The 22549-nt window shown below is 67.0% G+C and carries 19 protein-coding genes; 12 read left to right on the forward strand and 7 right to left on the reverse strand.

Going from position 1 to position 22549, the window contains the following annotated elements:
- Nucleotides 1-243: 243 nt before the first annotated feature.
- Together OHS03_RS27505 and OHS03_RS27510 are read left to right on the forward strand one after the other, a co-directional pair.
- Nucleotides 244-2421 (forward strand): transglycosylase domain-containing protein, encoded by a 2178-nt coding sequence (locus OHS03_RS27505; protein WP_328664428.1) that lies wholly within the window; start codon nt 244-246, stop codon nt 2419-2421.
- A gap of 21 nt (nt 2422-2442) precedes the next feature.
- Entirely contained in the window at nt 2443-4179 is a 1737-nt protein-coding gene (locus OHS03_RS27510; protein ID WP_405148957.1) for a glycosyltransferase family 87 protein, read from the forward strand.
- A gap of 29 nt (nt 4180-4208) precedes the next feature.
- Here OHS03_RS27510 and OHS03_RS27515 read toward each other — a convergent pair whose 3' ends face one another.
- Complete coding sequence (locus tag OHS03_RS27515) at nt 4209-5762, reverse strand: TerD family protein (RefSeq protein ID WP_328658066.1); 1554 nt, start codon at nt 5760-5762, stop codon at nt 4209-4211.
- A 27-nt stretch (nt 5763-5789) separates the two neighbouring features.
- Entirely contained in the window at nt 5790-7142 is a 1353-nt protein-coding gene (locus tag OHS03_RS27520) for a TerD family protein (RefSeq protein ID WP_328658068.1), read from the reverse strand.
- A 205-nt stretch (nt 7143-7347) separates the two neighbouring features.
- Here OHS03_RS27520 and OHS03_RS27525 point away from each other — a divergent pair, with 205 nt between their 5' ends.
- From OHS03_RS27525 to OHS03_RS27535, 3 genes are read left to right on the forward strand one after another with little or no spacing between them, the layout of a single operon-like run.
- Nucleotides 7348-7971, forward strand: a complete 624-nt coding sequence (locus OHS03_RS27525; protein ID WP_062990549.1) for an AIM24 family protein — start codon at nt 7348-7350, stop codon at nt 7969-7971.
- A 9-nt stretch (nt 7972-7980) separates the two neighbouring features.
- Nucleotides 7981-8682, forward strand: a complete 702-nt coding sequence (locus OHS03_RS27530; RefSeq protein ID WP_056823912.1) for an AIM24 family protein — start codon at nt 7981-7983, stop codon at nt 8680-8682.
- A 4-nt stretch (nt 8683-8686) separates the two neighbouring features.
- Nucleotides 8687-9451: an AIM24 family protein gene (locus OHS03_RS27535; RefSeq protein ID WP_062990545.1), complete on the forward strand. Its 765-nt coding sequence runs from the start codon at nt 8687-8689 to the stop codon at nt 9449-9451.
- A 45-nt stretch (nt 9452-9496) separates the two neighbouring features.
- On the opposite strand, the gene OHS03_RS27540 is transcribed toward OHS03_RS27535, so the two are convergent.
- The 4 genes from OHS03_RS27540 to OHS03_RS27555 are packed head-to-tail and all read right to left on the reverse strand — an operon-like array spanning nt 9497 to nt 15216.
- The gene (locus OHS03_RS27540; RefSeq protein WP_328664432.1) at nt 9497-10294 is read right to left on the reverse strand and encodes an HAD family hydrolase; all 798 of its coding nucleotides are present in this window, start codon (nt 10292-10294) and stop codon (nt 9497-9499) included.
- Nucleotides 10295-10332: 38 nt separating this feature from the next.
- On the reverse strand, nt 10333-12855 hold the full coding sequence (locus OHS03_RS27545; protein ID WP_328658070.1) for a phosphoribosyltransferase: 2523 nt from the start codon (nt 12853-12855) through the stop codon (nt 10333-10335).
- Nucleotides 12852-14063, reverse strand: coding sequence for an HpcH/HpaI aldolase/citrate lyase family protein (locus OHS03_RS27550; RefSeq protein ID WP_328658072.1), 1212 nt, complete (start codon nt 14061-14063; stop codon nt 12852-12854). The genes OHS03_RS27545 and OHS03_RS27550 overlap by 4 nt, the downstream gene beginning before the upstream one ends.
- Nucleotides 14064-14097: 34 nt before the next feature.
- A complete protein-coding gene (locus tag OHS03_RS27555) occupies nt 14098-15216 on the reverse strand; it encodes a hypothetical protein (protein WP_328658073.1) in 1119 nt (372 codons plus the stop codon).
- A 287-nt stretch (nt 15217-15503) separates the two neighbouring features.
- Between OHS03_RS27555 and OHS03_RS27560 the strand changes: the two genes are divergently transcribed.
- On the forward strand, nt 15504-16079 hold the full coding sequence (locus tag OHS03_RS27560; RefSeq protein ID WP_062990541.1) for a TerD family protein: 576 nt from the start codon (nt 15504-15506) through the stop codon (nt 16077-16079).
- A gap of 69 nt (nt 16080-16148) precedes the next feature.
- Nucleotides 16149-17258, forward strand: a complete 1110-nt coding sequence (locus tag OHS03_RS27565; RefSeq protein WP_328658075.1) for a DUF475 domain-containing protein — start codon at nt 16149-16151, stop codon at nt 17256-17258.
- Between the two features lie 61 nt (nt 17259-17319).
- Here OHS03_RS27565 and OHS03_RS27570 read toward each other — a convergent pair whose 3' ends face one another.
- Nucleotides 17320-18696 (reverse strand): glycosyltransferase family 87 protein, encoded by a 1377-nt coding sequence (locus OHS03_RS27570; protein WP_328658077.1) that lies wholly within the window; start codon nt 18694-18696, stop codon nt 17320-17322.
- 170 nt (nt 18697-18866) lie between these two features.
- Between OHS03_RS27570 and rpsF the strand changes: the two genes are divergently transcribed.
- The 5 genes from rpsF to dnaB all read left to right on the forward strand — a co-directional run bounded on the left by rpsF (nt 18867) and on the right by dnaB (nt 22546).
- Nucleotides 18867-19154 (forward strand): 30S ribosomal protein S6, encoded by a 288-nt coding sequence (rpsF, locus tag OHS03_RS27575; protein ID WP_056823926.1) that lies wholly within the window; start codon nt 18867-18869, stop codon nt 19152-19154.
- Nucleotides 19155-19249: 95 nt separating this feature from the next.
- Entirely contained in the window at nt 19250-19825 is a 576-nt protein-coding gene (locus OHS03_RS27580; protein ID WP_056823931.1) for a single-stranded DNA-binding protein, read from the forward strand.
- A gap of 32 nt (nt 19826-19857) precedes the next feature.
- Nucleotides 19858-20109, forward strand: a complete 252-nt coding sequence (rpsR, locus tag OHS03_RS27585) for a 30S ribosomal protein S18 (protein WP_056823934.1) — start codon at nt 19858-19860, stop codon at nt 20107-20109.
- Between the two features lie 17 nt (nt 20110-20126).
- Entirely contained in the window at nt 20127-20579 is a 453-nt protein-coding gene (gene rplI, locus OHS03_RS27590; RefSeq protein ID WP_056823936.1) for a 50S ribosomal protein L9, read from the forward strand.
- A 584-nt stretch (nt 20580-21163) separates the two neighbouring features.
- Nucleotides 21164-22546 carry a replicative DNA helicase gene (gene dnaB / locus OHS03_RS27595; RefSeq protein ID WP_174552012.1) on the forward strand — a complete coding sequence of 461 codons (1383 nt, stop codon included), beginning with the start codon at nt 21164-21166 and terminating at the stop codon, nt 22544-22546.
- Nucleotides 22547-22549: the final 3 nt, after the last annotated feature.

The raw sequence follows: 22549 nt of genomic DNA on the forward strand, positions 1-22549 counted from the left end.
GCGGGCGGCGCCGCCGCGGCCGCGCGTGCCGGAGCGGGTCAACGCCCCGGTGGCCCCATCTCCGGTGAACGGCGCGCCACCGCGGGCCCGACCACCGGTGAACGTCGGGCCGCGGGCGGTACACCACCGCCGACCGGTCCGCGCAACCGCCGCGACGGCAGCGGGGGCGACGACGGCTCGGGTAGTGATGGCGCGGTCAAGAAATCGCCGTGGCGAATCGTTCGCCGCACGCTCTACGTACTGATGGCCCTGGCCATCGTCGTGCCGAGTGCGGTGTTCCTGGTCGCCTACACGGCGGTTTCGGTGCCGAAGCCGGGCGATCTGGAGACCAACCAGGTAGCGACGATCTTCGCCAGCGACGGCACCACCGAGATCAGCAAGGTGGTCCCGCCGCAGGGCAACCGCACCGAGGTCTCGATCGATCAGATCCCGCCGCACGTGCGCAATGCCGTGATCGCCGCCGAGGACCGTGACTTCTACACCAACCCCGGCTTCTCGGTCTCGGGCTTCGCCCGCGCCGCCCGCGACAACGTCCTCGGCAAGGAAAGCGCCGGTGGTGGTTCCACGATCACCCAGCAGTACGTGAAGAACGCGCTGGTCGGTGACGAGCGGTCGATGACGCGCAAGATGCACGAACTGGTGATCTCGGCCAAGATGGCGCGCCAGTGGAGCAAGGAAGACATCCTCGCCGCCTACCTGAACACGATCTACTTCGGTCGTGGCGCGTACGGCATCGACGCCGCGTCCAAGGCGTACTTCGGCAAGCCGGTCCAGGAGCTGACCGTGGCCGAGGGCGCGGTCCTGGCCGCGACGATCCAGCTGCCCTCGATGCTGGACCCGGAAAAGAACCCCGACGGCGCCAGGTCGCGCTGGGGCTACGTGCTCGACGGCATGGTCGCGGAGAACAACCTGCCCGCGACGGAGCGCCAGGGGATGCAGTACCCCCAGGTGGTCACGCTGGAATCGCTGGGCGACAAGAACAACGACGGTGGTCCCGAGGGCCTGGTGAAGAACCAGGTGCTCAAGGAGCTCTCGTCCGCGGGCATCAGTGAGCAGCAGCTGAACACCGAGGGTCTGCAGATCACCACCACGATCGACCAGAAGGCACAGGACGCCGCGATCAAGGCCGCGCAGGGCAAGCTCGAAGGCGAGCCGGAGAACCTGCGCACCGCCGTGGTCTCGGTCGACCCGCGCACCGGCGCGGTTCGCGCCTACTACGGCGGCAGCGACGGTCAGGGCTTCGACTTCGCCAATGCCGGTCTGCCGACGGGCTCCTCGTTCAAGGCGATCGGCCTCGCCGCCAATCTCGAACAGGGCATTCCGCTCTCGCAGCTCTACGACAGCTCGCCGATCACCGTCAACGGCATCAAGATCGGCAATGTCGAGGGCGAGGGCTGCGGTATGTGCACCATCGCCGAGGCGCTCAAGCGTTCGCTGAACACCAGCTTCTACCGTATGCAGCTGGACATGCAGAACGGTCCACAGAAGATCGCCGATATGGGCCACAAGCTCGGTATCGCCACCGAGCTGCCCGGCATCGGCGAGACGCTGACCGAGCCCGGCGGCGTCGGCCCCAACAACGGCATCGTGCTGGGCCAGTACCAGTCGCGCCCGCTCGACATGGCCTCGGCCTACGCCACCCTCGCGGCGTCGGGCGTGTACCACGCACCGCACTTCGTGCAGAAGGTCGTCACCGCCGACGGACAGGTGCTGCTCGATCGCGGCGAGCCCGCAGGCGAGCAGCGGGTGAGCGCGGCCGTGGCCGACAACGTCACCGCGGCGATGAAGCCGATCGCGGCCTACTCGCGCAACCACAACCTGGCCGGTGGCCGCGAGTCCGCGGCCAAGACCGGTACCCACCAGCTCGGCGACACCGGCAACAACCGCGACGCCTGGATGGTCGGTTACACCCCGTCGCTGTCGACCGCGGTGTGGGTCGGCACCGAGCAGGGCGACGCGCTCAAGAACTACGGCGGCGGCCCCATCTACGGCTCCGGTCTGCCTTCCGACATCTGGAAGGCGACGATGGACGGCGCGCTGTCGGGTACGTCGAACGAGTCGTTCCCCAAGCCCGCCCCGATCAAGGGCCAGGCCGGTGTGCCGGAATGGTCGGCGCCCTACACCGCGCCGTCCACCACCGTGCCCGCGATCGTGCCGCCGGTGATCGTCCCCTCGCAGGTCGAGATCCTGCCCGGCATCCGGATTCCGGTGCCCGGGGTGCAGCAGCCCGCGGTGCCGCAGTCGCAGCAGACCCCCGCTGAGACCGGCGCGGGCCCGCTGCCCGGTCAGCCGACGGCCGGACCCGAGGGCTCGCCCGCGACGCCAGGAAACGGCAACGGCGGGTCGAACAGACCGAGCAACGGCGCCACAGGTAACGACAACGAGAGCGACGCGGGAACCACGCCGACCCGATCTCGGTAACCACCGGTAGCCTCGGATGTCGTGACCGATCAGCAACTCGCGGACCAGCCGGCGTCGAGCGGTACCCGGCTGGGCCGCGAGGGTTACGTGGCGCCCGCCCGGCTGGCGCCCGACCTGCGCTCGATCGACGCGCGGGACCGGCCAAGCCGCAACGACTCACTCACGGCGCAACTCTCCACCGTGATCGGCGGCCCGGTCGGCGATCACGCGCTGATCGGACGCGTGCGGTTCTGGACCCCGCTGCGGGTGATGTTCGCCTTCACGGTGATCTTCCTGGCGCTGGGCTGGACTGCCAAGGCGGGCTGCATCCAGCAGACGAGCGACGGCGACGGCGGTCTGATGCTGGACTGGAACAACGGTCGCCAGTACGTGGCCATGTGCTATTCCGACACGGTGCCGCTCTACGGCGCCGAACGGCTCAACGAGGGCGCGTTCCCGTACAAGAAATCCTGGACCGAATCGACGCCCGACGGTGGCACCGAGACCAGATACATGGAGTATCCGGTGCTTTCGGGCCTGTACCAGTACGCGGCGATGCAGATCGGCAATGTCTGGGACCACCTACCGCTGCCCGGCGCGATGTCGGTGGTGGTGTATTTCAACGTTGTCGCGCTCGGCCTTTCGGTCGGCTGGCTGATCACGGTCTGGGCCTCGTCGCGATTAGCCGGGCGACGGGTGTGGGACGCCGCGTTGATCGCGGTGTCGCCGTTGGTGATCGTGCACATGTTCACGAATTTCGATGCGCTGGCAACGGCTTTCGCGGCCACCGGACTGTTGGCGTGGGCGCGGCGTAAGCCGGTGCTCGCGGGCATCCTGCTCGGACTCGGCGGGGCGGCGAAGTTGTATCCACTGTTGCTGCTCGGACCGATCGTGGTGCTGTGCATGCGGATCGATCCGATGCAGCGTCAGCCCGCCGCGCGAGCCGCGCTGCGGTTGCGCGATGTCGACAGTCTCGAGGCCGCTCGCACTTGGTTGCGTGAAACACCCGCGAGGACACACCTTTTCGCGTTGCGTCCGCTCGGCGCGGCCACCCTCACCGTGCTCGCCGCGGCGGGCACCTGGGCCGCGGTGAACCTGCCGATCGCGGCGCTGTATCCAGAAGGTTGGCGAGAGTTCTTCCGCCTCAACACCACTCGCCACGCCGATCCCGATTCGATCTACAACGTGATCACCTCGTTCACCGGCTGGTCGGGCTTCGACGGGCAGCTCGGACACGGCGAGCCGCCGACGATCCTGAACACCGTCTCGCTGCTGGCCTTCGTCGCCGCCTGCGCGGGCATCGCCTACCTGGCCCTCACCGCGCCACGCCGTCCCCGTCTGACCCAGCTGTGCTTCCTCGTCGTCGCGGCCTTCCTGCTGACGAACAAGGTGTGGAGCCCGCAGTACTCGCTGTGGCTGGTGCCGCTGGCGGTACTCGCGCTGCCACATCGCCGAATCCTGCTGGCCTGGATGACGATCGACGCGCTGGTCTGGGTGCCGCGCATGTACTACTACCTCGGCGAGGACAACAAGGGCCTGCCCGAACAGTGGTTCACCGGCACCGTCGTCCTGCGCGACCTGGCAGTGCTCGGCCTGTGCGCCCTGATCGTCTACGAGATCCTGCGCCCACAGCACGACGTGGTCCGCCGCGATTTCGTCGACGACCCCGCAGGCGGAGTCCTCGACCGCGCCCTCGACCCGCTACTCCCCTGGCTCCCGGAGTTCCTGCGCCCCCGACAGGCCACGGTCAGCTCGCGACCGGTATCGGTTCTGAACTGACCGAAGCGGGCCCGACGAACACTCCCGCACTACATCCGTAGGTAGCGGGCCTGGAGTTCGGGTTCGGCGGGGAGCATGTCGAGGTCGAGTTCCCAGGCGTTGCCGGTCCATGGGTCGAACAGGGGGGTGCCGGGCAGGGTGGGGAGGTGCCTGCACGACTGGGCGAGGAGATCTACTGGGCCGTCACCGAATTCGCCGCTGCCGCTGCCGACGATGACCAGGGACAGGCCGATCAGGTCGCCGCGCACCATCAGTTGACCCAGGCGCACTACGTCGCTGCCCTGGTAGCCGTGGGGGAAGTCGGCGGCGACGAGGATGCGGTGTTCGGTGGGGGGTACGGCTTGTCCACTGTTGTAAGCGATGTCGGCGAGTTCGGCCGCGTGGGCGAGTTCGGCGAGGCGGGCGGAGATGTCGCCGTGGTCGGCGATGACCGGGCCCGCCAACAGCGGCGCGAGGGGGGCGGCGAGGGTGCGCAGGCCGCCGGTGAGGTCGATCAGGTCGACCTTGGTCGGCTTGTCGGGGATCGCGGCGACGAGTCGGGCCACCAGGGCGCCGACCACGCGTGAGGCGGCGGCGGTGGATTCGGTGTCGACCCAGAGTGGACGATTCAGCGGCACCGGAACGCAATACGGCACGCGCAGGCCGCCGCGGTCGAGGGCGTAGAGCTCGCCGAGCCGGATGCCGTCGGCGCGGGCGGCGCGGGTGGTCCATGCGGGAGCGAGCCACGAGGCCAGCGCGGCGGGCATGGCGGCGTCGGCTTCGGCGATCTCTTGGCCGAGCTGGTCGCTGTCGCGACGGTGGTCGGCGTCGGCCAAGGCGACCAGTTCGTCGTGCCGACGTTGTGCTTGCGCGCGGGCCGCGTCGGCGGCGGGGGTATTGCGGGTCGCCGGATTCGACACCGCTTCGGAGAGTTCCTGATCCAGGCGTTTGGTCGCGTAGTCGCGGGCCGAGACCAGCGCGGCGGCCGAGCGGGCGGCGTCTTCGAAGATCATCCACATGCGTTGCAGCCCGTGGTCGACTTCGAGCGGAATACCCGACGCGGGAACGGGTCTCGCGACCGTCTCGGTGGGAGCGCTCGGCGGCGCGAGTGGTTGCGGCTGCCAGGCCTGGGCGGGTGCGGGCTCCGGCGCGGTCACGCCGTGCGCGGTGAGCAACTGTGCCGTGCCGCCCGCGTAACCCTGACCGAGCGCGCGCAACTTCCAGCCACCGCCACGGCGGTACACCTCGAGGCAGATCAGCGCGCTCTCGCCCGCTGTCGGAGCGACGACGAATTCAGCGGCGGGACTACCGTTTTCGTACAGCGACGCGGTCACCGCACCGAGCGTCCGCCCGCCCGCGACGAACAGCAGCACCGCGTGCGCATCGGACCTGAGCTGCGACAGCGTCAGATCCACCGCCGCCCCGGCGAAGCTCACCCCTGGCGCCGCGGGCCGCGACGCGCACACGTGATCGTGCACGTCGCGAACCCGCAGATCCTCGCCGACCACCAGCGCACCGAGTTCGACGGTGCCGGAGGTCTGCGCGGTGAAGCGCACGGAATCAGCGGTCAGAGCAGTGTTCTGCCCCGCTTTCAGGTGAATCACGGTGTCTGCCCTGCTCTGTCGCTTGGTTCAGTTGGCGCCGAGGAATCGGCCCAACTGCGGCACGGCCTCACCGGGGTGCTTGGCGTTGAAGCCCTCGCCGAGCGCCTGCATCTTCCAGTCGCCGCCTGCGCGGTACACCTTCGCCATCGCCATCGCGGTGAACGGCATGCCGCCCGCGAGGGTGTAGCGCGCCAGTTCGCCGTTGGTGGTGCCGTCGATGAGGCGGCTGAACGCGTTCTGCACCTGCTCGAAGGAGTGGCCCTTGTACGAGGTGACGATGAACAGCAGCGTGGTGATGTGCGCCGGGATCCTGGTCAGGTCGACGAGGATCATCTCGTCGTCGCCGTCGCCCTCGCCGGTGAGGTTGTCGCCCTGGTGGCGCACCGAACCGTCCTTCGACGACAGCTGGCCGTAGTAGGCCACGTCGACGAGGTTCTGGTCGGCGAACAGGCAGACCGAGGCGTCGAGGTCGATGTCGACGGTGCGGTTGCCGAACATTCCGCGCGTGCGCACCGGGTCCCAACCCAGACCCATCTTCACGAAGGTCAGCGCGGCGCCGCCATCCTTGCGCAGCGTGACCCGCTGGCCCTTCTGCAGGCTGACCGGGCGATCCTTGCTCAGGCTGATCTCACCGGCCGGCTGCTGCGGCGCCCCCTGCGCGGGCGGCGGGTAGCCCTGTCCGGGCGGCGGCGGGTAGCCGCCGGGGGGCTGCTGGGCCGGGCCGGGCGGGGGCGGGTAGCCACCACCGGGCGGAGCGTAGGCGGGCGCGGGCTGCTGCGGGTAGCCGGGCGCGGACTGCGCCGGGTACGCGGGCGGGGCCTGCTGCGGCGGGGGCGGCGGGGGTGCGGCCTGCTGCGGGGCGGCCTGAGCGGGCGAATCATCGACCTGCACACCGTGATCGGTGACCAGCGCCGCGAAACCGCCCGCGTAGCCTTGGCCGACCGCGCGGACCTTCCAGCTGCCCTGACGGCGGTACAACTCGAGCGCGATCACGATCGACTCGGAGTTCAGACCATCGATCTGGTAAGTGAACAGCTGGTTGCCCGACGCGTCGGAGACGATGGCGGTGGGCGGGGCGAAGCGGCCGAAGTTGCTGTTCGCGTCGTCGAGGGTGATCACCGCGCGGATCTGATCGATGTCGGCGGGCACCGCGGGCAGCGAAACAGCAAGCGAGGCAGGCTGACCCGCCGGTCCGGGCCGGAGATCGACACCCGGTCCACTCGGCTGGTTGTAGAAGACGAAATCAGCGTCGGTGCGGACCTTGCCCTGCTCGGTCACGAGCAGCGCGGACAGGTCGGCCGGTGCGGTGACCTGGAGCGAGATCACCACGTCACTGACGGCCACCGGGCCGTTCTGGCCCTTGGCGAGTGTTGCAGACAAGTTCGACCCTTCGCTTGTCGTTGGTGGGTGTCGACGGAACTCGTCTGCCACTCTACGAGAAACCGGGCACACACGTCCGCGCTCTTCGCCGCTCACCCACATTGTTCGGCGTCGCGGGCGGAGTTTCGCCTGATCGGTTAGGGTGACGACGCAGTCGGACGACGGCGGTTTGTCCGCCTTTTCAGAGGGGACAGCGGAGCCTGTCATGGCGCAATTGTTCGAACAGTCGAAGAAGGTGATCGAGGCGCAGCTCGCGGGGACGAGTATCCGCGCGATCGCAGGCTCGATGGTGGCCTACGAAGGCAATGTGCAGTTCAAATCGGCCGGGTTCGGCGGCGGCGAGGGCGTGCTCAACGGCCTCAAGCGCCGCGCCACCGGCGAGAAACTGTCACTGATGGAATGCAACGGCAACGGGCGCGTTTTCCTCGCGGTGAACGGTCAGAACGTCACCGTGGTGAATCTCGACAACGAGACGTTGCAGGTGGAGTCGCAGCAGCTGCTGGCCTTCGCGGGCAATCTGCGCACCGATGTGCGGTTCGCCGGGGTCGGCGGGATGTCGGCGGGCAGCGGACTGTTCACCACCACGGTCAGCGGACAGGGTCAGGTGGCGCTGCTGTCGGCCGGTGGGCCGCTGATCCACCTGGAGGTGTCACCGCAGTATCCGCTCATCGTGGATCCCGACGCGTTCGTCGCCTCGCGCGGCAATCTCAATCAGTCGTTCGTCACCGACGTCTCCTGGCGGAGCATGGTCGGTCAGGATGCGGGCGAGGCGTTCTCGCTGCGGTTCGACGGCCAGGGTGTCGTGCTGATCCAGCCGGCGGAACGGTAGGGGCAGGCGATGTTCGAGAAGGTCAACAGCAAGGTCGTCAAGGTCAACGTCGGGCAGGCGGGCGGCGTCGTCGCCCGCTCCGGCGCGATGCTGTTCTACACGGGTCAGGTGGCGTTCGCGCCGCATCAGATTCCCGGCGCCGGTCAGGGCATGGGCGGTGGTGGTTTGATGCGGATGGCCGGGCAGATGATGGCCGGTGAGCACGAGCGGACCATGCTGGCGCAGGGCAACGGCGAGGTCCATTACGGATTCGCCGGGCTCGAGGTGCACGTGGTGCAGATGCAGCCGGGTGCGGTGTTGCGAGCCGAGGCGTCGCGACTGCTCGCGCAGTCGGCCGGTTTGCAGGCTTCCGTGGTGTCGGTGGCCAGTTCGGGCGGCGGCGGCGGTGGCGGCGGCGGTCTGATGGGCGCGCTGCGCGGTGCTGCCGCGGGTGTCGCGACCGGCACGGGCATGTTCACCACCCAGCTCAGCGGACAGGGTTCGGCGGCGCTGCTCGCGCACGGCGGATTCCTGGAACTGCAGGTGGGCGGTCCGAATCCGATCGTTGTCGACCCGCAGGCGTTCGTCGCCGCGTACGGCAATGTGCAGACCGAATTGAAGTCCGCGATGAGCTGGCGCGACGCGGTGGGTCGCGGCGCGGGCGAGGCGATGCAGTTGCATTGCCACGGACAAGGTGTGGTGTTCGTGCAGGCCTCCGAAGAGAAGTTGTGAACCGATGAGCGAAATCCTCTCGCCGATGAATCTCGGTGCCAGCGACAACATTCCGGGCAACAGCTACGCCTACTGCATCGATCTGACCGGTCCGTGGTTCATGCGCAAGGGCGCGATGATCGCCTACTACGGCCAGATCGAGTTCCAGATGCTCACCCACGGGCTGCAGGGCGGCCTGATGCATATGGTGAGCAGCCAGTTCTCGGCGCCGCTGTTCGCGGGCGACTACGTGGTGGCGCAGGGCCACGGCAAGCTGATCATCGGCGACCGCGGGTACGACATCAATTCCTACGATCTCGAAGAAGGCAATCTCACCATCCGTGGTGCGAACCTGCTGGCCTTCGAGCCGGGACTGGCCCTCAAGCAGTCGATCGTGCCCGGGTTCCTCACACTGATCGGTACCGGCAAGTTCCTCGCGTCGTCGAACGGGCCGGTGATGTTCGCCGAACCGCCGCTGCGCGTTGACCCCGAATCCCTTGTCGGCTGGGCCGATTGCCCATCGCCCAGTCACCACTACGACCAGGGGTGGATCGGCAGCTTCCTCGCGGCGGGTGCGGCCAGGATGGGCGCCAACTCCGGCGAGGAACGTCAGTTCGACTTCACCGGCGCGGGCACCGTCCTGATCCAGTCGACCGAGAAGATCATGAGCGACAACGCGCTGGTCCGCACGATCGAGGGTCAGCTCCAGAGTGGTGTGACGGTCGGTGGTCTACAGCGCATCCAAGGTGTGATCGCCCAGCAGCTGGCTGGTCAGCAGCAGCACTACTGAGCGCTTCGAACCCGGGGGCCGATTCGGCGCCCGGGTTCGTGCCGGTCAGCCGACCGGCACGGTGGTGCGCTGCGCCGCGGCGTGGAACCACTCGAGGATTTCCTCGCCCGCCAGGATTCCCGCCGCGGTGGTGATCGTGAGGTTGGGGGCGGTGAAGTTCAGTTCTTCGAGCTCGCCGTGGCGCGGACGGATGGCGGCGTCGGCGGCTTTCAGCATCTCCGCGTCGAGTGCGCCGTCACCAGCGGCGAACAAGGTTGCGCTGCTGGCTGATTCGCCCGCTTCGGTCAGCCTCTTACGGACTTCGGCGACGGCGAGACTCTTGCAGACCGCGTCGGGCATCGTGTAGATCTTGCGCCCCTGCTGGGACGCCGACCAACCGTTGGCGCGGCACCAGGTGTCCCATTCGGCGAGAAAGCCGGTGGGCACCTGATCGGGGCGGACCACCAGGTAGCAGAACAGTTCGTCGGCCTCGCGGTACTTGGTGACCCAGGAATCGTCTATGCGGGAGCGCAATTCGGCGCCGACATCGGCGAGGGTCGCTCCGGACACGTTGACCTGGTCGTCGATGGCGACGCGCCACGCGGGGTCGGGGATGCCGTCGACGAGGATGTTGCCGCCGTTGCTGGTGATGGCGTAGCGCCACGGTGCGCCGGGCAGCGTGATGCGCTGGAACTGTTCGATCGTGCGGGTGGTCGTGGGGATCACCGGGGCGATGCCCGCGAGTTCGCGCAAGGCGGCGACGGCGGTGGTGGTCATGTAGGAGAGCGGTTCACCCTCGTAGTACTCGACGCACTCCTTCGCAACGGTTTCGGCGCCACCGAAGCCATTGCGGGAGAAGATCATCGTGCGATCCAGATCGGTCGCGAAGAGGGACTCGGCGGTCACCGGGGTAGCTCCTTGATCAGGCCCATACAGGAATAGGCCAGGTCGGGGACCACTTCCACCGGGACATTGCGCGCTGCGGCGAGCAGGCGGATGTGGGCGTGCTCCGGTGCGTCTGCCTCGCGGACCAGCACTCGCCACGGTACCCGGCGCAACAGCACGCGAGTGGTCTCGCCGACGCCGGGCTTCACGTAATTGACTGTGCTGATGCCGTATTCGGCACGGACCTTCTCCACCGAGGCCCACCCGGACCAGTCGGGAGTGCGGTCGGAATCCCGGATCGCGGCGACGGCGGCCGGGACCTTGTCGCTGATCGCGTCGAAAGCCGCTGTGACGGTGTCGATCAGCTGATTCGAGACATCGGCGTCGATCAGATCGCGATAGAACTTGGCACCGTGGAACTCGCCGGGGCCGATCAGGGTGCTGTTGAGGACCGTGCGGGAAACCAGCCCTGACACTGTCGAATTCAGGCAGGCGGAGGCGATGAGGAAGTCGTCGCGGGTGCCGTAGGTCCGCACGCAATTCGCGGGATCGGCCAGGACGACGAGCTCGTCGTCGAACCGAGCGCCACCGGCAGCGTGATACGCGTCGAGCGCGGCGGTGAGCTCGTGGGTGATGGCGCCCTTGCCGGTCCAGCCGTCGACGAAGACGATCGAGGACGGATCGTGGTGGCGCGCGAGATAGTCGAGTGCCACCGCGTCGATGCCGCGGTCACGCACGATCGAGACCGCGTAGTGCGGGGCGGTGAGTGGCTCGCGGCCGATACCGCTGACGAGCCACCGTCGCATCAGCACGCCGACGGGAGTGCCCGCCCTGGCCAACGAGACCACAACGATGTTCTCACCGCGTTCGGCCACAACGAGTTCGGCCACGGTCGCGACCGCCAGCGCCAACCGCTCGGCGCTGTCGGCCAGCACGCGGTCGAAGAGCTCGCGATATTCGGCGTCGGGCTGGAACTCCACCGGCAAAGACTCGGCGTAATGGGCAACGCCGGCCTGGATGCGCTGCTCGCGCTCGGTCACGTCGGCTTCCAGATCCGCGTCCGAGAGATCCTTCAGCAGCCACGAAACATCTTCGGGCGCATAGGAACCGAACTCGGGGCCGTGCAGGGCAACGAGGAGTGCGTTGTGCGACACAGAGACGGCCACCGGCTCAGCGGTCCGGCCCGCGTGCAGCGCACGGGGATCCGCGCCAGGGAGCACAGCGACCAGGACATCGGCACCGGATGCCGTGAGGGCGTCGACCAGGCCGCCGGGAGCGACCAACTCCGGGGTGTCGGCGGGGGGATCGATGACGACCAGGAGGACGGGGTCGGCGTCGGGCCACTGCGCGTTGTACAGGTAGCGCTGGGCGGTGGGGTCCGGTTCCGGGGCGGTGAAGCGGAAGCCCCGGCGGAGGGGATAGCCGGGTTCGTCCAGGACGTATGCCGGTGAGCGGGTGGTGGTTTGGAAGCGGGTGGGAGTGCCCGCGTCGGCCAGTTCGGCGGCCAGGCGCAGGGGCAGGTACATGAGTTCTTCGTGGCCGATGACGATGACCGGGCGGCCGACGAACTCCGCGTCGAGGCTGGTGTTCACCTCGTCGGCGATGGATTTCAACGCGATGTCGAACGCGGCGGCATCCGAGCGCAGGATCCCGTGCCTGCCGCCCTCGGGAACGTCTGCGGGCCAGGTCAATTCGATGCGACCGTACGAACCCGTTTGTGCTGCGACCGGATTCAGCTGCGGATCAGGCAGCGCCGTGACGGTGTCGATCAGCCCGGAAGGCAGCTCGGTACGACCGGACGCCAGGCAGACCGTGTCGATGCGCGCACCGAGTTGGGCTGCGGCGGCTTCGAATTTGACCCGGTCGGCAGGTGTGCGCATGTCGACCAGCGAGGCGAGCACGTAGTGCGAGCGGGGAGCGAAAGCGTGCAGCGCTCGCACCGCGTCGATGGCGGTGTCGCCGGTGGATATCTCGTCGTCGACCAGCACCAGCGGCAGATCGTTGGCGAAGATGGCGGCGGGCGCGGGTTGGAGCAGGTGTGAAGTGGCGTGCGAGTGGCCCTCTTCGAACCCGGTGAGCGTGGTGGCTCGCGACTCGTGCCTGCGGGTGGAGTGCAGATAGCAACCCGCGTCGATCCGCGCGGCCACGCAGTGACCCAGACCTGTTGCCGTCTCGGCGAATCCGAGCACGACGGCTTCGCGATCACCGAGCACTTCACGCACGAGATCGCCCAGCCGATTGCCCGCGCCGATCACCACACGCGGGTCGGTCGGCAGGTGCTTGCCGAGCACGGTGGACACCAGCAGGTGCGCCCGGCGCGGATTGCGGCGCAGACCCGGCTGCACCAGCGCACCGATCGACAGTGCGCCCGTCAGCACGCTGTCAGCGGACAACGCGACAAACCCGCCGTCGGCCGGCACGCCCTCGGCAGACGTCCCACCCGGCAACCCATCCTCGGCCGAGCGCGCGGCGAAGGACTCGCCGTGATGCAGCTCGATACCGAGATTCACTGTTGCCCATGGCATTTCGAACGCACTCATTCGGCGATCATCGCTGTCAGCAAGTCCACGAAAGACACTCCCTTGTTCGCCACCCCGAACGCACGGGCCCGAACCAGCGTCTGGCGGGCCCAACTGCGGTGGGGGCGCATCTCGTTCATCTTGTTGCGGTATTCCGAGGCCGCGACGCCACCGACATCGGCAGCCATGATGTGCAGCGCGTCGGCGTACTCCTCGTGGGTCACCACCGACAGCGCGTGCACCACGGCCACGTGCGAGGGGTGGATCACCGTTTTGCCCTGGATTCCGTTGGCGCGGTCGAGAGTGATCTCGCGCAGCAGGCCGTCGAGGTCGCGGCTCACCAGGTACTGGCGGAACTTCACCGCGTCGGATTCCTCGAAGGGCGCGCTGCGCAGCTGCGGCCGGAACATCCGCTCGTGGTCGGCGAAGTACTCCCACACCGGTCCGGTGATGATGAAACCGGTGCCGTCGACGCGCCCGAGGTAGTTGACGATGTCGGCGATCACGTCGGCGACCACTCGCACGTCGTAGATCGTGAGGTCGCGGTCGCGACGGATGCCGAAGGTCGAGCACATGTCGGTGGCGCCGATCCGCACGGCCAGCAGCTGCTCACGGTGTCCGGCGAGCAGTTCGGCGATGCGGGCGAGCTGCTCGTCGCGGGTCTGGCGGTGCACCAGGTTCGCCGATTCGAGCACCGGCATGGCGTAGACCGGACGGCCGAGGCTGCGGTTGGCATCGTCGAGCGCGGCCAGGTAGGCGGGCCCGCTGACGGCGTCGAACTTGGGGAAGACGAATCCGGTGAGCACGTCGGCGCCCGGCCCGAGCGCGGCGACCAGCTCGCCGACCGAGGCCGCGTCACGCACCCGGATGAACAGCATCGGATTGGCGTCTTCGCCCCTGGCGAGCAGGTCGAGGGTGTCCACCGCGTGCTGTTTGGCGGCCTCCACCTCGTGATCTGCGACAGCGTCCTCGAGGTCGATCACCATCGAGCACACCCCGCGCGCGGCACGCCGGCGGATCGTCGCGGCGAGATCAGGGCGGGTCGCGGGCACGTAGAGGGTCGCGCCGAGCGCGGTCGCCAACAGCTCCCGGTCGTCGGGGCCCTGAATCGGCTCCGGTTCGACCAGGAACAACTCCCGCCTGCGGGGACCCTGCAACTGCTGGAAATGGCGCAGCGGTATCTGCTTACGCAAGCAAACTTCCGGTGCGATGGCGTAGCCCGCGGTCATTCCCCCCACCTCATCTGTCGACCCATTGTCATTTCTACTTTTCGGCTGCGTGTTTTCTGATCCGCTCGACTACGCCCGCGATGAACTCAGCGACGGTACCCAGCTCGGTAACATACGCCCAATAGTCCGGATGGCGACCAGTAAGTCCAGCGGTGATGCGGTCGAGGCGTTCTGCTTGTGCATCGAGAACCGAGCCCCACTCGGCGACCAGTCCTCGGTCGACCGCGAGCATCTGCGCGTCCCGCAGCCGAAATCGTACGGTGCGGGCCTGAGCTTCGGGATCGGCACGTACCTCACGGAGCAATTCGAGGCGCCGGGTGACGGCGTCGACCAACTGCTCGGCCTCGGCGAGGTACTCGCGTGCGGTGGCGGTCACATCAAGGGCGGTCTCCGGATCACGATCGGCTGCCGCGACGCGCGCGCCGACCAGCGCCTCGTCGGCGGCATCCATGCCACGACGGCTTTCCCGCTCATTGTTGGTCAAGTCCGCCGAACTCGCAGCACTGAACTCACGCAACAGTGCGGAGTACGCGGGCCCGAGCGCACCGGCGCGATTACGGACCGCGGCCAGCCGGGTGGTCACCGACGCTATCGCGTTCGCGGCGGCCGAAGCGCGAGAAGGTGCCTGCGCCAACGCATTCGACAATTCCGTGGTTGCTTGCTCCACCTGTGCCGCTGCCTCGCGCGCGCCCGCGACCGCGGTGCCGGGATCGACCGAAGAGGCTGTGATCAGAGCCTCATTCAGTCTCCTTACACCCGCGGAGATCGAGGGGTAATTCGTGAATCCGGACGACGCCGCGGCGGCCAGCACCTGCTCGGCCTCGGCACGCACATGCGTCAGCAGCTGTGGCACCGACGCCCGCACGGTCGCGGCCTCGGCCAGACCGGCGCGGTTCGCGTTGTAGAACTCGTCGACCCCTCGGGCGGCGTCGTTCAGCTGCCTGACCAACGCATCGGCCCGCCCCGGACCATCGAGCACAGCGGTGCCCGCGGCCTCGGCGGCGTCGAGCTCGTCGGTGAAGCTCAGGTACGCGCCCGCCGCGGCGTAGCACCGCGCGCGCACCGGCTCCCAGACGGCGGCGATCCGGCGCTCGGGAAAGACCTGCCCACTGGCCACCACGCCCGCCTCCGCTGCCGACTGCCTGCTGTCCATATCCAGAAAGGCGGCCGACGTCGCGGCCCGCGCCCCGCTGATCCACTCATGATCCGCCCCCGATCTGAACCATCCGCGTCTGCGAGGTGTCACCGGCACATCCCCTTTCCGAACCACGCATGCGGCCCGCCCGCTCACTGCCGTCGATGGTAGGAGATTCCCCCCGTTAACCTGGGCTGCAGACGGTTCCTACGCAAGATCTGCGAAACCTATTACTGTCGTAGCGGTACCCGGCGATTCGGACATGCTGGGAAACGACACACCGGACTAATCGAAGGGATTCCCGCATGGGTGTCAGTCTGTCCAAGGGCGGCAATGTTTCGCTGAGCAAAGAGGCTCCGGGCTTGACCGCGGTCTCGGTCGGCCTCGGCTGGGACGTGCGCACTACCACCGGCACCGACTTCGACCTCGACGCGAGCGCCATCGCGACCGGCGCCGACAAGAAGGTCGTCTCCGACAAGCACTTCGTCTTCTTCAACAACCTGAAGTCCCCCGAGGGCGCCATCGAGCACAAGGGCGACAACACCACGGGTGAGGGCGAAGGCGACGACGAGGTCATCGACGTCGACCTCGCCAACACCCCGCCGACCATCGAGAGCATCTTCTTCCCGGTATCGATCTACGATGCCGAGACTCGCTCGCAGTCGTTCGGTCAGGTACGCAACGCCTACATCCGCGTGGTCAACAAGGCCAACGGCACCGAGCTCGCCCGCTACGACCTGTCCGAGGACGCCTCGACCGAGACCGCTATGGTCTTCGGCGAGCTGTACCGCAACGGTGCCGAATGGAAGTTCCGCGCCGTCGGTCAGGGCTACGCCTCCGGCCTGTCCGGCATCGCTCGCGACTACGGCGTCAACGTCTAGTCACCCTCGCGAACAGGGGGCTCGGCATATCGGGCCCCCTGTTCGTGCGAAACAGAAAGGTCCCTCCGCGTGATAACGCGCATCTTCGGCCTGTCCATCGCCCTCACGGTGGTCTCACTGGTCGTGGCTTACCTCTACGGTGGCCTGACCGCACTCGCACTGTGCGCGATCCTCGGCATTCTCGAGGTGTCGCTGTCATTCGACAACGCTGTCATCAACGCCACCGTCCTGGAACGGATGAGCGAATTCTGGCAGAAGATCTTCCTGACCATCGGCGTACTGATCGCCGTGTTCGGTATGCGCCTGATCTTCCCGCTGGCCATCGTGTGGGTCACCGCGGGACTGAACCCGGTCGAGGCGTTCGATCTGGCGCTGAACCCGCCGGCCGACGACGCCGCGTACTTCCCCGACGGCACCGCGAGCTACGAGACCCTGCTCACCGACGCCCACCCGCAGATCGCGGCCTTCGGTGGCATGTTCCTCGCGCTGCTGTTCCTGAACTTCATCTTCGACGAGCGTGACATCACCTGGCTCAGCTGGCTAGAGAAGCCGCTGGCCAAGGCGGGCAAGCTCGACATGCTGTCGGTGGTCGTCGCCGGTACCGGTCTGGTGCTGGTCGCGGAGTTCCTCGCCGACGCAGACGATCGCTCGACCGTGCTGGTCGCCGGCCTGCTCGGCATGATCGTCTACATCCTGGTCGACGGACTCGGTTCGATGTTCCACGTCGAGGAATTCGAGGAGGGAACATCCGGTGGCCCTTCCACGCTGGTGAAGGCGACCGGTAAGGCCGCGTTCTTCCTGTTCCTGTACCTCGAGGTGCTCGACGCGTCGTTCTCCTTCGACGGTGTCATCGGCGCGTTCGCCATCACCTCCGACCCGATCATCATCGCGCTCGGCCTCGGCCTGATCGGTGCGATGTTCGTCCGGTCGATCACGGTGTACCTGGTTCGCCAGGGCACGCTGTCGGATTACGTGTACCTCGAGCACGGCGCGCACTGGGCGATCGGCGCGCTGGCGGCGATCCTGCTCGTCTCGATCGGCGTGCACATCAACGAGCTCATCACGGGTCTGGTCGGCGTGGCGTTCATCGGCGCGGCGCTCGTCTCGAGTATCTTGCGCAACCGCAAGTCCGAGCCCGACGCTGTGGAGGACGCCAAGGAGTCCACTCCGGTCAGCTGATCCACGGCCGAAGATTCACAGCGGCGGCGAGTCCCTTTTCGGGATTCGCCGCCGTTGTCGTTCACGCGGGTTGCAGTTGGCGACCCGGTGCCGGGCTCGGCTCGAGGCGCCTGCCACGCATCCTCGCCCGCAGAAAGAGGAAGAACAGGGTGATCAACAGGGCGGTGCGCAACCACACGCCGAACTGGACGATCCCTTCCATCAGCTCGACGCTCTCGCCCTCGCCCAGTGCGGCGAAGTACCGGAACACCCCGACGCCCACCGCAGCGTCGGCCACCAGATAGGCCATGACCAGCGACCACGGCACCTCGAGCAACACCAGGAACGGAATTATCCACAGGGTGTACTGGGGTGAATGCACCTTGTGGAAAAGCATGAAGGCGGCCAGCATCGCCGCGCTCACACCCACCCACGGGTACGCCGAACCTGGAGTCCAGCGCCGCCAGCCCAGCCACATGGCCAGCGCGAACCCGCCGAAGATCAGGGCGGGCGAGGCGATCGCTACCGCGTCGTGCCAGGTCTGGGTCGTCTCCGCCGCGCGGCCGAATAGGAGCTGGTGACCCCAGTACCAGATCGAGTTGGTGGTGATGTCGGCCTGGCGCAACTGCTGGAAGGTGATCGAGGCGCGCCAGCCCTCCACCCCGGCCAGCACGAACGGCAGGTTCACCGCCACGACCGTGCCCATCGCGGCCAGCAGGGTCTGCGCGGCCCCCGCCACATCGAGCTCGCCGATCCGGCGTCGATCGCGCGGGGCGCCCTCGGTGAGCACGAACACCGCGAGCGGGAGCACGAAGATTCCCGGATAGAGCTTGAGACAGAAACCCAGCGCGAGCAGCACCGCGGCGATGATTCCGCGGGTGCGTACGGACAGTCCGGTCAGCATCGTCATCACGTAGACCGCCGCTACCGCCGTGCACACCACCGGCAGTTCCCAGTTGTGGAAGGCGTAGAACACCAGCGGCGGGCCGATCGCCCACAGCAGCGCCGCCGGGCCGGCCATTCTGGCCAGCATCCAGGCGGTGAGCAGGGCGAACGGCGCGAGCAACAATGCCGAATGCCACAGGAAGTCGGCGTCGTTGTCCACCCCGACGGCGCCTGCCCACATCAGCACGCCGCTGAGCACCGGGTATTCCACCGCGCCGCCGGTCAGCGCACCGTCGTCGGTGATCGCGCCGTCGACGTACGGGAAGACGTGATTGTCGATATCGCGGCCGAGCCACAGGAATTGGATATCGGAATAGCAGACATCCGAATCCTTGCGCTCGTCGAATACCAGACTGCGACCGGATTCATCGATCGCGCCACCCGCGCACCTGGCTTTGTTGGCATAGGCCAGCGCGAGGGTGAGCCCACACAGCAGCATCACCACGATGCTCAAGGCCGCGGCCCACGTCGCGCCGCGCCGTGCTGCGCGCTGTCGCGGGCCGACTGTGGTCATGGCGACCACATTATGCGGCGACGCCGCGATCACCGGGGTACACCCGCGGCGGGCATCGATTTCGCTGGTCACTACCCGCTCATGTAGCCTTGGCGGGTTGCTGACGCAACGAACCCTCCTGCCATGGAGAGTCCATGGCCGTTTCCTAGTCCACAGGAGGTGATTGGTCCGTGCGTCAATATGAAGTAATGGTCATCCTCGACCCGAGCCTGGACGAGCGCATCGTCGGGCAGTCCCTGGATACTCTGCTCACGGTCGTCAAGACCGAGGGCGGCAACGTCGACAAGGTCGACATCTGGGGCCGCCGCCGGCTCGCCTACGAAATCGCCAAGCAGGCCGAAGGCATTTACGCGATCGTCAACCTGACCGCGACCCCGGCCACCGTGAGCGAACTCGACCGCCAGCTGGGCCTGAACGAGACGGTGCTGCGCACCAAGGTTCTGCGCAACGACAAGTAGTCCGCACCCTTCTCGAATTTGATGTCAGAGCCTAGCTTTAGGCTCGAGCGCAAATCCCCGAGATGCGGACTGCACCCCGAGCAGGAGGAACCCCCATGGCAGGCGACACGGTCATTACCGTCATCGGAAACTTGACGGCAGACCCGGAGCTTCGTTTCACGCCCGCAGGCGCAGCGGTGGCAAATTTCACCGTCGCGTCGACTCCCCGTGTGTTCGATCGCAATTCGAACGAATGGAAAGACGGCGAGGCTCTGTTCCTGCGCTGCAATATCTGGCGTGAAGCAGCGGAGAACGTCGCCGAAAGTCTGACCCGAGGCGCTCGCGTCATCGTGAGCGGTCGGCTCAAGCAGCGCTCCTACGAAACCCGCGAGGGTGAGAAGCGCACTGTGGTCGAGCTCGAGGTCGACGAAGTCGGTCCCTCGCTGCGTTACGCGACTGCGAAGGTCTCCAAGGCCGGTCGCGGTGGCGGAGGCGGCGGTGGCGGCTTCAGTGGTGGTGGTTCCGGCAATGCCGGTGGTGGATCTAGCGCAGGCGGCTACAACGCCAACAATGGCGGCGGACGTCCGGCCGGCGGCAGCAATGCCGGTGGCGAAGACGATCCGTGGGGTAGCGCGCCCGCGGCCGGCTCCTTCGGGGGCGGCGGCCGCATGGATGACGAACCGCCGTTCTGATCGAACGGCACTCATAGTACGGAGAGAAAACCATGCCTAAAGCGCCCGCGCGCGAAAAGGTACTGAAGAAGAAGGCCTGCGCTTTCTGCAAGGAAGCAAAGTCCGGAATCGTCAATATCGATTACAAGGACACCACGCTGCTGCGTAAGTACGTCAGCGATCGCGGCAAGATCCGCGCTCGCCGCGTCACCGGCAACTGCGTGCAGCACCAGCGTGACATCGCTGTCGCCGTCAAGAACTCGCGTGAGGTGGCTCTGCTTCCTTACGTGTCGACCGCTCGCTGAGAAAGGGAGTCACACAGATGAAGCTCATCCTCACCGCTGATGTCGACAACCTCGGCGCCCCCGGCGACCTTGTCGAGGTCAAGGACGGCTACGGCCGTAACTTCCTGCTGCCCCGCGGTCTGGCCATCCAGGCCACCCGTGGCGCCCAGAAGCAGGTCGACGGAATCCGTCGCGCCCAGGACGCCCGCAAGGTGCGCGACCTGGATCACGCCAACGAGCTGAAGCAGGCCATCGAGGGCCTCGCCGCGGTTTCGCTGGCCGTGAAGACCGCCGACAGCGGCAAGCTGTTCGGTTCGGTCACCACCACCGACGTGGCTTCGGCCATCAAGGCCGCTGGCGGCCCCGTGGTCGACAAGCGCAGCATCGAGCTGCCGAAGTCGCACATCAAGGCGACCGGTAAGCACGGCATCGTGGTGCACCTGCACCCCGATGTGGTTGCGAAGTTCAACCTCGAGGTTGCTGCGAACTGAGTTCGCTGGAAACCACCCCTGTGCGTGCACAGGGGTGGTTTCTGCTTGCCTTTTTCAGGCTGTTTTTGCGATAACTGATCAGTAGCCGATGTTTCGGCCGGTGCGAGCCGTGTTGCGCGGCTCACGGTCGGTAACCGCGTGACCTCCGGTTATTCACCCTGTGGATGACTGTGGAAACCGACCGGCAGATTTGTGACTCTCGTCATAGCCTGCACCATCGCTGTTTACCCAACACGCCCGGCTGTTCACCTTTACCGACACGCCGGAACTTCTTTCATCCACAGGGCCCAGGTTGGACAAACCGGGGTCTAGCAGGGCGTTTTACCGTATTGACCTGGGTTTTCCCCATGTTTTCCACAGGCGCTGCACAACAACGGGTGAACTACCCCCAAGTTATCCACAGTTGTGTGCACATGTCGGGTTGGCGAGTCCCGAAAACGTCGCCTAGGTTCGTCGCATTGCCCCGCTTGCGGCCCCCGGAATCACGCAGGCAACCGATTGCTGACATCCGTGTCGGTGTCCGGGAGTACAACGAGTACATCGATGTGTAACCCCCGGTTCTGCGGGCAGAGAGGACTCCCCTGGTGACAACCACCGGTGACCGCGCGCAAACCGAGTTCACGCCTGAGCCGCCCGGCGAGGACTTCGGCCGTCAGCCTCCGCACGACATGGCCGCTGAGCAGTCCGTCCTCGGCGGCATGCTGCTGAGCAAGGACGCCATCGCCGATGTGGTGGAGGTGCTGCGCCCCGGAGACTTCTACCGCCCCGCGCACCAGGCTGTCTACGACACCATCCTCGACCTCTACGGCCGTGGCGAACCCGCCGACCCCGTCACCGTCTCCGCGGGTCTCGACCGCCGCGGCGAACTCAAGCGCATCGGCGGCCCGCCCTACCTGGTCACCCTCACCCAGACCGTCCCCACCGCGGCCAACGCCGGCTTCTACGCCGAGATCGTCGCCGAGAAGGCCATCCTGCGCCGCCTCGTCGAAGCGGGCACCCGCATCGTCCAGTTCGGCTACGCGGGCGCCGACGGCCAGGACGTCGCCGAGGTGGTCGACCGCGCCCAGGCCGAAATCTACGAAGTCACCGAACGCCGCACCACCGAGGACTTCACCCCGCTGGAAGAACTCCTCCAGCCCACGATGGACGAGATCGATTCCATCGCCTCCCGCGGCGGCATCTCCCTCGGCGTCCCCACCGGCTTCACCGAACTCGACGAACTCACCAACGGTCTTCACCCAGGTCAGATGATTATTGTGGCCGCCAGACCTGGCGTCGGCAAATCGACCCTTGGAATGGATTTCATGCGGAGCTGCTCGATCAAGCACGGCATGGCGAGCGTCATTTTCTCGCTGGAAATGAGCCGCACCGAGATCGTGATGCGTCTGCTTTCGGCCGAGGCGAAGATCAAGCTCGGTGATATGCGGTCCGGGCGGATGAGCGATGACGACTGGACCAAGCTGGCTCGCCGGATGAGTGAGATCAGTGAGGCGCCGTTGTTCGTCGACGATTCGCCGAACTTGACCATGATGGAGATTCGGGCGAAGGCTCGACGGCTCAAGCAGCGTCATGATCTGAAACTCGTTGTGGTGGACTACCTGCAGCTGATGAGCTCGGGTAAGAAGGTCGAATCGCGTCAGCAAGAAGTCTCGGAATTCTCGCGACACCTCAAGCTGCTCGCCAAGGAACTCGAAGTTCCGGTGATCGCGATCTCGCAGCTGAACCGTGGTCCGGAACAGCGAACCGACAAGCGGCCCATGGTCTCCGACCTTCGCGAGTCCGGCTCGCTCGAGCAGGACGCCGATATGGTCATCCTGTTGCACCGTCCCGACGCCATCGAACGCGACGACCCTCGCGGCGGCGAGGCCGACCTCATCGTCGGCAAACACCGTAACGGCCCCACCGCCACGATCACCGTCGCCCACCAGCTGCACCTCAGCCGGTTCGTGGATATGGCGAGGGGCTGATCC

The organism is Nocardia salmonicida, from assembly GCF_036142455.1.
In the GTDB taxonomy this organism is placed as follows: Bacteria; Actinomycetota; Actinomycetes; order Mycobacteriales; family Mycobacteriaceae; genus Nocardia; species Nocardia salmonicida.